The organism is Pedobacter sp., assembly GCF_045627485.1.
Lineage (GTDB): Bacteria > Bacteroidota > Bacteroidia > Sphingobacteriales > Sphingobacteriaceae > Pedobacter.
Genome location: NZ_JAZQNU010000036.1, coordinates 1 through 9,696 on the forward strand (window position 1 = coordinate 1; position 9,696 = coordinate 9,696).

The window sequence follows — 9,696 nt, forward strand, 5'->3', positions numbered from 1 at the left end:
TGACACAAACTGTAACCACCACACTTAAAGCCAAAATCAGCCCTAAAGAAACCATCAAGCCGGCCCCCAAGGAACCCCAAGTCACTGTCAGCAGCAAAAAAATTGATACACTGGCTTCCAAGGAACCTAAAGTCGATCTCAACCCGAAACAGCCAACCGACCAAAGTAAATCTCTTGGCACCATTGAAACTGAGCTAGACGCAATTTTTAATTAAAAAATCTAAAGCAGTCTAAAGCAGTCTAAAGCAATCTAAAAAACAAACCTTCCGTAGTGATGACTTCGGGAGGCTTATTCCCATTCCCCCACCTGATTTAGATCATTGCTACCAGTACACTTATATTGGTGATTTTCTGCCTTCGGGCAGCGCTTATTACCACACAATCTACAAACAATCATAATCATCGGAAATACATCATTTTCCCTGTAACATTGGCGGCAATCATAGGATTCATGCTGACCAGATAAAAGTTGCTGTAGTTTCAGCATTTTCATATCCCTTATTCTATTTATTTTTGATGAACCCTTGATGGAACACGAACAGTCAACCGTCCGCTATACTTTTTTTTCTGAAAGCGCTATGGGTAATTTTTCATTGTTGCTGATCATGTCAGCTACAACCTCAGCAACAAGATCAACAATCCCAGAGAATGCTTTAGATTGTTCTGTATCGAGCCAAGACAGTGACGGAAATTCGGCACATAGACCGACATACTTATTATCTTCTGCCGACCATGTAACACGATAAGTATATTTTTTGCTATCCATTGGACACCTCACAATGTCTTAAGTTTATCAAGTGCAGCCAATATTTGCCTAACCTGATAAGGTTTAGCCTTTGCGCTATCATCTTGAAGATTAATATAAGGATCGCCTTGCCACGGTATTAGCTTACACGAACAAAAATAAGTGGTAGGGTAAAAATAAGAATAGGATGTTGATTTACACAGGAACATGCACTTAATGACAAAAAATCAAAATTTGCACATTTATAATCATTAAAACCCTCTGGATCGAAGTAGTGCTATATTTGGTTTTATTATTTAGCTATTTTTTTGACTGGTGATGCTCTATGGCCCAAAGTAATCCCGATCCACTTACAACAGATCCAGTGACCACAACTCTCATTGAACAACTTGTAGTGCTGGAAAAAAAAGTAAACGGGATCAGCGACCGTACCGCCACCGCAGCTCAAAATATTATCCGTTTCGACCTGATCAACCAATACCAAAAAGAATTCAATACCGCTTATCCCGAACTGACCGGCCACTTTGATGACAAAATCAAAACGCTCACCAGCCTGCAACAAGATCTCATTGCCAAGTTACAGCAACTGGAACAAGATCAGACAGGCGCAAGCACAGAGCCGGAAGCGTTCAAGGCAAAACTGCAAAGCCTGAAAGACCGGATTAAAAGCTACAAACAAGAACTGGCCAATACTAAAAAAAACCTGACCGCCCATAAGCATGAGTTTTCCGCTATTGGTAAGGAAATTGCGGCCAAGCGCAAAAAGCTGCAAAGCGTGATCAAAAAAATTGAAGCACTGAACAGGGAGAAGCAAGACTCGCAGGCAAAAATTAATGAACAGCGCCATAACCTTGAATATATGCAATTCCCGCCCTTGAGTGAAAATCCGGCTACAGTACAGCACAAGTTTATTGCTGGCATCTCGACATATAAGATCTTAAATGTCGATAAGGCCTTAGCGCAGGAAATCACCGGTGCCCTGCATCTCGATTCTTTTAATGCTATTTTGGAGGAATTGGGCTATCTGCTTAATACACATCCAAATCGCATTCTGATGGTTTACCAAAGCGGCCTTAAATTTGCCTATGACCTTGAGGTCAACGAGAATCTGCGCTCATTCTATGCCTCATATAACAAACCAAGTAAATCATGGTGGCTCTCACCAAGAGAAAGTGATTACCACACCACCCAACACCTGAATGGCTATATCAGCTCAAGGTTCAATGTGGTGGTTGATCTTGATAACCGGCTGCTATACGTCCTAAAGGATGTGGACATGCTGGGTATCATCGCAGAACGCAAAGCACATCCAAAAATCAGACTGATGCAAGGAACGATCAATCTGAGTAAACCGGATCTGCTTGCCATGTTGAGTCCCTGCTATCTGGATCAACCCGAAGAAAACCCCTTTAATAATGAACGCGGAATTTCAATATACAGCCCTACCAGCAAACAGTTTGAGCCATTGAAAAAGAGCACCACAATTTTCACCAAGCTGCCCGAGCTGTTATTCAGGTTCTCGACACAGGGCACATACCGGTTTATGAAAATCGATATCCAGCTGCAGGAAATCAATTCTGACCAACATGGTAGCGATCAGAGGTTCGAGATATTAACTTACCGGAACCAACTCATCGACATTAGCGAAAATGATTTTTCCATGCAGGATTTTTAAAATGCAAAAAAAACACTGCAGGTTATTAGGGTATATACTTTAGACATACAGAAGATATGACCGCAGGCAACAAGAAATTATTTACTTACCTGCACTCATTCAAAACCAAAAGAATGCTTAACAATAAAATGAGGCTCAAGATGTCAAAACTTAAATTACTCGCAGTTTCAGCACTTACCCTTTTCGCCACGCATGCTTTAGCGGCAAAAGACAGTCAGAGCGCCCTGATTAGCAAGGCCACGACACTTGCGAGCAAAGGTCAGATTAATGAAGCCTGTCAGAATTTCTACAAGGCTTATGGTCTGGGGTACCAAGGCAACCCAAAGAAAAGTAGCGATCCCAAGGAGAATAAAACCTATGTGAAAGCGGCACTAGAAGCAGCAGCCTGCATGGAAAGAGAGCGTGGCCCATTTGATTATGATGCCGCTACGGTCTACCACGACCTGTCAGGAAATTATAATTCCAAAGAAGCACATGAGCGACTGAACCAGATGCAGCAGATCAGCCTTAAAGAAGCCTCCCTGCTCAAATCCCATGGTCTGCAAGACTTTACCAAAGCGAATGCAGCCACCAACAATGCCTGCAAACATGCGGAATTTGGCTACTACCTTGGATTCTTAGGGACAGAAGACCAGAAAAAAGATGAAAAGGCGAATGCTGGCTATGTGATCAATGGAATCTACCACAGCACCTGCATGTCATTGAACCCTAATTTCTTTCTCAATGGAGATCCAGAAGTCTCGCGCCTACATGCAATCTCTACCCTAGAAGGACTGGCAAGCGAGTATGGAAGCAGCTTTGCCGCAAAATTACTTGATGCTCAGTGAGCACAGACCGGAATAACAAAAACCCCAGCATAAGCTAGGGTTTTTTATTATTTAAAAAAATTAAGATTCAAAACTGCCATCAAATATACTAATAATCAAACCTAATCAAAAAAGATCTGTTCTTAACAAAATAGATCTTGTATGAATCTTATGGAATATTTACGAGCAATTAAGCTTCATACTACTATTCCATCTAATAAAGCATCTTGGCACATCAATTCCGCATTCAGCATGTTTTCTACAATCCATTCTGGTGAAATATCATCCATACCAAGCCTTTGAAAACTCATATTATTTATGATAGTCCTGTATTCAGAATCGTATTCTTTTAACTGCTTTTGAACTTCATTCATTCTTAATTTTTCAAGATTAAGAAAATCACTATTTTCAGCTTCTTTAAATTTAAGTTGGTTTATAGCAATATCACTTCTAAGGCGTAAGAGTTGATAACACTCGATGTATCTAGTGACTTGTTTAATAGTATTTTCAGCTACTAGCATTTGAGCTTCTACAATTGAATCTTCATCATTTTCTGTGAAAATGATTTGCCAATTATCAATAACACATAATGTATTATTTTCTCGCCTATCTTCATCTTCAATAGCAATATCACGAACAAATAAATCCACACCTTCATCATTTTTGATGTGACTATTTTCTTTATCGGTAATAAAAACCCTTAACTTCATCAAACACATCAATAAATAATATGATTATATTTTGAGTAATATAGTGTGATACTTTATTGCTCAGGATAAAACTTTAATACTAGGTAATCTTTATTACTTGCTTACAATCTTGCCTGCCAAGCCTAATAAACAACGCAGAAGTAAATTTTTTGGTGTAAAGTCCGTTTTAGCTATCATTTCAACATCAAGATCTTTACGATCAATCATTTGAATCACCATTAGCTAAATAAAAAATTGAGGTTCTATTATGTTTTCTTTTCTTATAGCCGTCTAAATATAATTCAGTTTATTCATTTTTCTGTTATATTTAATATAACAAAATAGTATCAAAAGTATAATAATTGCCGAGAACATTATGTATATAGACTGGAATAATTACTTTGCTATCATCCTGTTGGGCGTTTATCTGTTCATGGTGGGTGGTTTTTACTATGTGTTTCTAAAAGCCCTCGATTACGCCTCACTCCAGCTCAACAATAATTTTTTGGTCGTCAAAAGAATCATTACCTGCTCAATGATTTATAGTATTGTCTCATTACTAATAAATAATAAAATCATTGTCTTTACGGATGAAAGAGTAAAAGATGGAGTGGTAATTATCTGCCTTTTGATCTTTCTGGGCATTATTATATCCCAGCTTCACAAGGTCTTAAAACAGCAGCATCTGCTAGATGAAAAAGAGCACAAGCCAGCAGCAACAGTATCAAAAAGCCAGATCCAGAAAGACTACCAAAGAATACTGAAAAAACGTGAACAAGAACTGGTGAAATCGGCCAAAAAAAAGAACACATAGTGTTCTTTTTTAATGAATAGGTTCAGCCAATTAAGCTTCAGCACTCTTGCGGCGGTTTTTTCGACGCGCCTCTTTACGCTTTTCACTTAAAATTACTTTTTCATAGTCAATCAGCTCCTGCAAGGTAAAACCTACCGACTTCGCAAGCGCCTTGGCTTGATCCAAAGCATCAAGAAGCTGTTGCTGTTTTTTCTTCTCGATCGCTTCTTCGACCTGTTTTAATTGTTGTTCCAATGTTTCTAATTCAACATCTGTACCGATATCATCTTTAATAAGTGACTTGGTTGAATCACTTAACGGGCTTGAACTACTCATTATCTTTCCGCCTTTATATGAAAGTCTCATTAGCGGGAATTTTAACACCATAAGCAGCACAAAATAATGGCAAACTGACGAAGAAACAAACAAAAAGTCTTATAAACTTACAATAAAGTTTTTTATATCACTATATTTATCCAGAATATAGAAACAGTCTTGCGTCATTTAGCACTTTTACTCATAAAACGGCCTTAGACAACACTATTTCAAGTTAAGGATCTTCGACCTGAGTTTTTAATTGCTTAGGGATAAATTCCTGATTAATCGTGGTTGTGACTGCTTTGGACAAAGTACCGTTATTAAATATATCAACGGCCAACCTTTTATTTGCAAGTACGCTTCTCGCAGAGGTATTAAAAGTAAAAGTAAGAATGCATCCGGTCTTTAATAATTTTTTTGGATTGGCTATCGCATTCGCATTTACTGCGCCCGTCACAGTCGAAGCTCCGTACTTTGATGATACCGAAGTATCACTCGGCAAGGAACACGCATTTTCTTTGGCAATTGTATAAGCCACCTGAATCCGTTGCGTATCAAAAACCGCCATCGCCTCCATTACCTGTGCTTTTGTACCTCTTGACTGCTGTGAAGATACTACCATTACCACCAGTATACTCACGATGGCTACAGTTATCATGACTTCGATCAGCGAAAAACCCGACTGCCGGTGCATTTGTATAGGTGACATTTTTATGTTCTGCATTTTTTCTTTCAATCTACACCATTTCATTTTTTTAAAAATCCATAGATAGAAAAAACCAGATCTCTGACAAAATTTTTAAACATTCTGAAACATTTAATCCGATGTACTAGATAGAATTTCTTTAGTATTTCCCATCTACAGGCATGTAAAAAAAATAAAAAAGTTATATTTACAGAGTTAACAATATTTGAAAAGAGATTATGAAAAATATTCTTATTGTGGGAGCCGACAGTTTTTTAGGCTGTCATCTTATACAATATTTTCTCAATCGTGGTTTCAATATTTTCGCACTAGGAAAAAATCCTAGTACAGCGCAACCCGAATGCATCTGGGTTGAAGATCTAGACGAACTGAGTAAAATCCCAATTGACCATATTTTTAATCTTGTGGACGGGTCAATCTGCGCAAAACGCTGGACATTTAAAAGAAAAAAGCAGCTTGTATCCGGTCTAGTGCGCTCTACCAAATCACTGATGAACTGGATCAGAGAAAATAACAAAAATCTAAAAACGATTATAACCACCTCAAGCACCCATTATTACGGGATTTGCCCTAGATACAAATGGGCCAATACCTGCAGCGAAAACCAGCATCCCCAACCTTTCTTCATCTCGAAACTTTATCAATTACTAGAAAACGCCGCACTGCGTGATCATCCAAACGCCAAGGTAGTTCGTCTAGGAATAGTGCTGGATAACAAAAGCGGGATATTCCTCAAATTACTCAAACCACTGCGCAATAATCTGGTAGGTCATATAGGTAATGGCCGGCAACCTTTTAACTGGATACACATAGAAGATGTGTGCAGAGCTTTTGAATATCTAATCACCATCGAAACATCTACTCAGTATTTTAATCTGGTCGCACCAGAAAATATAAATCAAAAAGAGATGGTCGATGTATCGACCCAGCATTTCAGAAAAGCCCCTATTTTTAATCCGCCGTACTGGATCTACAAATTAATTCTGGGTGAAAGATCTGATTGCCTGATTAACGGCCAGCACTGCGAACCCAAAGCCCTAACAGACAATTACTTTATCTTTAAGCACACGAATCTCAAAGACGCTCTAGAAAACCTGTTTCCAAGAAACAATGAAAATATTATTTTTTATTATTTAAAGAAAATATCCAAAAAAATAGAAAATATTATCTTCCACTTAATAATTTATTTGTTTATGATTATCAACAGGAAACCAAATAAATCAAACAAGTGATTTTATAATGTCATATCCAACAATTATAAGTAACCCTGTAATTCAAGATGAAGACGTACCCCCTTGGGGCAGAGATTACCAAAACAATATTGTAGAAGCATTAATTGATCCTACATTTTATGGTATCGATATCCTCAAACAAACCCACCTGAAATACAGCAATCAGTTTTCCCAGATCGCACCCAGCTATACCCAATCTGAACTGTTGGAACGGGCCTTTTACCCGCCCGACCCTTATGACATCCAAGTCACCCTTGCAAAGATCTGTAAGGCCTTTAACGTGATAGACAAGAAAACGCTGGCAATCAAGTCAAAGCTCAACCCAGAAGGCGGAATTGAATTTATCTTTTATTTCCACCCGATTGATTACACATCAGGGAAAAGTATCGTTCAGAAAATAGTAACCCAAAAACAATGCAATCCAGCTCTCGCCAAGCACCTTGAGGCGTTTAGAAAGGTAAGCCCAACCAGTCGCTTCCACTATTCCAGTGCGCTGAAAGCCTACGACAAGCTACACGCCACCCCAAACATGTCGGCCAGCGATCCTGTCCAAGACATATTCTCTGATTTTCTCAACAAATTTGATTTGATTATAGACCTGAGCAACTGCGCACTCTATAAGCGCAATTATGACATCGTACTGGAATCGGTACTGGAGCAGAATTGCCATCTGGAACAGGCACCCATTTTTGATGTAGAGCTGCTTAAAAAATGTGTTAATGATTTTACCAGTCAACAAAGTCAGAACGGGGTTAATAGTCATGTGATTCACAAGATCTACATATATAGCCAACACCCAGATAAAAAGCCCAAGTTAATGTCCAGATTCAAGAAAGGACGCTGCGGCAATAATAAATTCCCTGCAGAATATGCCGCCGCACATAAATATTTGCTCATTGCAGCATGCAACCATCACATTTCAATTGATGCACTCATCGATATGGAAAAACTCGGTCAGCTCAGCAAAGATAAAACCGCCAATCTTGCAGTATGTGTGCTTGAGTATGAAAAAAGATTTAGACAGGGCAAGCTGAAAAAAAAATACGTTCTTTGCGCAAAAGAAAGAACTTGCGGATCACCTTACTACCATCTGTCGATCAAATAGATCTACTGAATAATTCGGCCCCCTTATCAACCATTAAATAAGGGGGCTTTTCTGATTTCAGTAGGGGTTATTTAAAGTTTTTTAGCAAAAATCAGACCACACTACTCAATTTTTTCATTGGTTTTTTTGTTTAGATAGTCCCCAGCGTTGTTGGCTTTATCTATATAATCCTTCCAAAGAAAATTAGCATATATAAATATTATTATGGGCACTATGCCCCACTCCTTTGAGTATTTGATCAACTTTGCAAAACAATGCTAACCATATAATAAAATATAATGTCAGAAGTATGACCAAATAATAGAGAATATCTATTTTCCCTTGAGCCTTAGCCAAGTATCCCTCAGCTTCAGCAATATTCATAAAAGATTTTTTCTCTGTCATACCTGTAATACATTTTCAATCATTATTATTTGATGTAATTTTTCACCAGACCCGTCAGATCCCTGTAAATCAATCCCACCACCCCCAATCCATCTGGCTGAATAATGATCTGCACCCCCAATTCATCAACGCATGCTGCTTGTTTTTCTTTAATGCGTGGATTGGTGTCGATGTCGCCACAATCTTCGTTGACTGTTATTTTTCTTAAAAAACTAAGGACTAACCACATGGCACAAGCCTTTTTTCTATATATATATGTTCAAAGGTACAATAAAACTGATCACAAAAAAACCAAAAATAAATAATTAAAAAAAATAAATAAATAAATCTGCGCTGTTACAAAATATTTTTCTATCTTTTTACTGCATTTTTGTAGCTAGTTTTAATAATTGAATTTCGCCAATTAAGCGATATTTTTGCATATTTAACAGCTCTATAGCGCTACAGCATCAAAAGCCAAAAAAATCAATTTTACATTACTTATATTTTTATTTAAAAAAACCAATCTATTTAATTTATTTTTTACCGACGAAAACGTATTTTTTCTGAAAAAATGTTTCGTATAATCCAAAATAATCAAAAATAATACAGAGTGATTTTTTAATATGAACACAACTAATAAAACGACAAGTGATGCCCTCCAATCCTTAACTACCATCGCACAGGAAGTGGCTAATATTCAAAATTCATTTTCAGGAAAAAACCAAGAAGATGCTAAAGCGCTACTGATTGAGCTGACCAGTCTACATCTTGCATTTATTGATGAAAGAAGGATTGTTGAAGCAAACGCCCATGCTCAAGTAACCGAACTGAACAATAGGATTAATAGTTTCAAGGAAACATTAAGCGGCCTGTCTTCGGATGCCAGTTTAAATCAAAATGAAATTAAAACCGTTAAAAATAATATCCGTCAAGCAAGCAATGAGCTAGAAAGCTTAAATAGCAGAACAGAGAAAAATGACCTGTTTATGGATGATTTAATCAGCACTATCACCAACACCTCTACCGCCATTCATCAGTATCTTAAATCTGATAGCGTCACTGCTGCATAGACAAATATCAAGGCATTAAAAAACCCCGCATTTAACGGGGTATTTTTTTGGCTTGTCTTAGAAAATGTACTTCAAGCCAAGTTGTAACTGGTAGTCACCTGAATCAAGCGCATTACCACTGGCATCACCAAAGATATTCCAGTTTTGACCACCCTGATAATTAAAGCCCACACCGTACAGGAAGTCGGAGG

12 protein-coding genes are annotated in these 9,696 nt (G+C 37.8%); 7 read left to right on the forward strand and 5 right to left on the reverse strand.

Annotation, left to right across the window (positions count from 1 at the left end):
* A partial coding sequence (locus ACR2F3_RS02780; RefSeq protein WP_432708455.1) for a hypothetical protein occupies positions 1–215 on the forward strand: 215 nt, incomplete at its 5' end.
* Between the two features lie 338 nt (positions 216–553).
* Here the strand turns inward: ACR2F3_RS02780 and ACR2F3_RS02785 are convergent.
* Entirely contained in the window at positions 554–778 is a 225-nt protein-coding gene (locus tag ACR2F3_RS02785) for a hypothetical protein (protein WP_432708456.1), read from the reverse strand.
* 331 nt (positions 779–1,109) lie between these two features.
* Between ACR2F3_RS02785 and ACR2F3_RS02790 the strand changes: the two genes are divergently transcribed.
* Complete coding sequence (locus ACR2F3_RS02790; protein ID WP_432708457.1) at positions 1,110–2,420, forward strand: hypothetical protein; 1,311 nt, start codon at positions 1,110–1,112, stop codon at positions 2,418–2,420.
* A gap of 56 nt (positions 2,421–2,476) precedes the next feature.
* Entirely contained in the window at positions 2,477–3,247 is a 771-nt protein-coding gene (locus ACR2F3_RS02795; RefSeq protein ID WP_432708458.1) for a hypothetical protein, read from the forward strand.
* Positions 3,248–3,423: 176 nt separating this feature from the next.
* Here the strand turns inward: ACR2F3_RS02795 and ACR2F3_RS02800 are convergent, their stop codons facing one another.
* Entirely contained in the window at positions 3,424–3,939 is a 516-nt protein-coding gene (locus tag ACR2F3_RS02800) for a hypothetical protein (protein ID WP_432708459.1), read from the reverse strand.
* 352 nt (positions 3,940–4,291) lie between these two features.
* Here ACR2F3_RS02800 and ACR2F3_RS02805 point away from each other — a divergent pair, with 352 nt between their 5' ends.
* Positions 4,292–4,729, forward strand: a complete 438-nt coding sequence (locus ACR2F3_RS02805; protein WP_432708460.1) for a hypothetical protein — start codon at positions 4,292–4,294, stop codon at positions 4,727–4,729.
* A 30-nt stretch (positions 4,730–4,759) separates the two neighbouring features.
* Here ACR2F3_RS02805 and ACR2F3_RS02810 read toward each other — a convergent pair whose 3' ends face one another.
* Together ACR2F3_RS02810 and ACR2F3_RS02815 are read right to left on the reverse strand one after the other, a co-directional pair.
* Positions 4,760–5,074, reverse strand: a complete 315-nt coding sequence (locus ACR2F3_RS02810) for a hypothetical protein (RefSeq protein WP_432708461.1) — start codon at positions 5,072–5,074, stop codon at positions 4,760–4,762.
* A 184-nt stretch (positions 5,075–5,258) separates the two neighbouring features.
* Positions 5,259–5,735, reverse strand: coding sequence for a pilin (locus ACR2F3_RS02815; RefSeq protein ID WP_432708462.1), 477 nt, complete (start codon positions 5,733–5,735; stop codon positions 5,259–5,261).
* Between the two features lie 215 nt (positions 5,736–5,950).
* Between ACR2F3_RS02815 and ACR2F3_RS02820 the strand changes: the two genes are divergently transcribed.
* On the forward strand, positions 5,951–6,964 hold the full coding sequence (locus ACR2F3_RS02820; protein WP_432708463.1) for a DUF1731 domain-containing protein: 1,014 nt from the start codon (positions 5,951–5,953) through the stop codon (positions 6,962–6,964).
* A gap of 7 nt (positions 6,965–6,971) precedes the next feature.
* Positions 6,972–8,069: a hypothetical protein gene (locus tag ACR2F3_RS02825; protein ID WP_432708464.1), complete on the forward strand. Its 1,098-nt coding sequence runs from the start codon at positions 6,972–6,974 to the stop codon at positions 8,067–8,069.
* Between the two features lie 409 nt (positions 8,070–8,478).
* On the opposite strand, the gene ACR2F3_RS02830 is transcribed toward ACR2F3_RS02825, so the two are convergent.
* Positions 8,479–8,682, reverse strand: coding sequence for a hypothetical protein (locus ACR2F3_RS02830; protein ID WP_432708465.1), 204 nt, complete (start codon positions 8,680–8,682; stop codon positions 8,479–8,481).
* 376 nt (positions 8,683–9,058) lie between these two features.
* Here ACR2F3_RS02830 and ACR2F3_RS02835 point away from each other — a divergent pair, with 376 nt between their 5' ends.
* Positions 9,059–9,505 (forward strand): hypothetical protein, encoded by a 447-nt coding sequence (locus tag ACR2F3_RS02835; RefSeq protein ID WP_432708466.1) that lies wholly within the window; start codon positions 9,059–9,061, stop codon positions 9,503–9,505.
* Positions 9,506–9,696 lie beyond the last annotated feature (191 nt).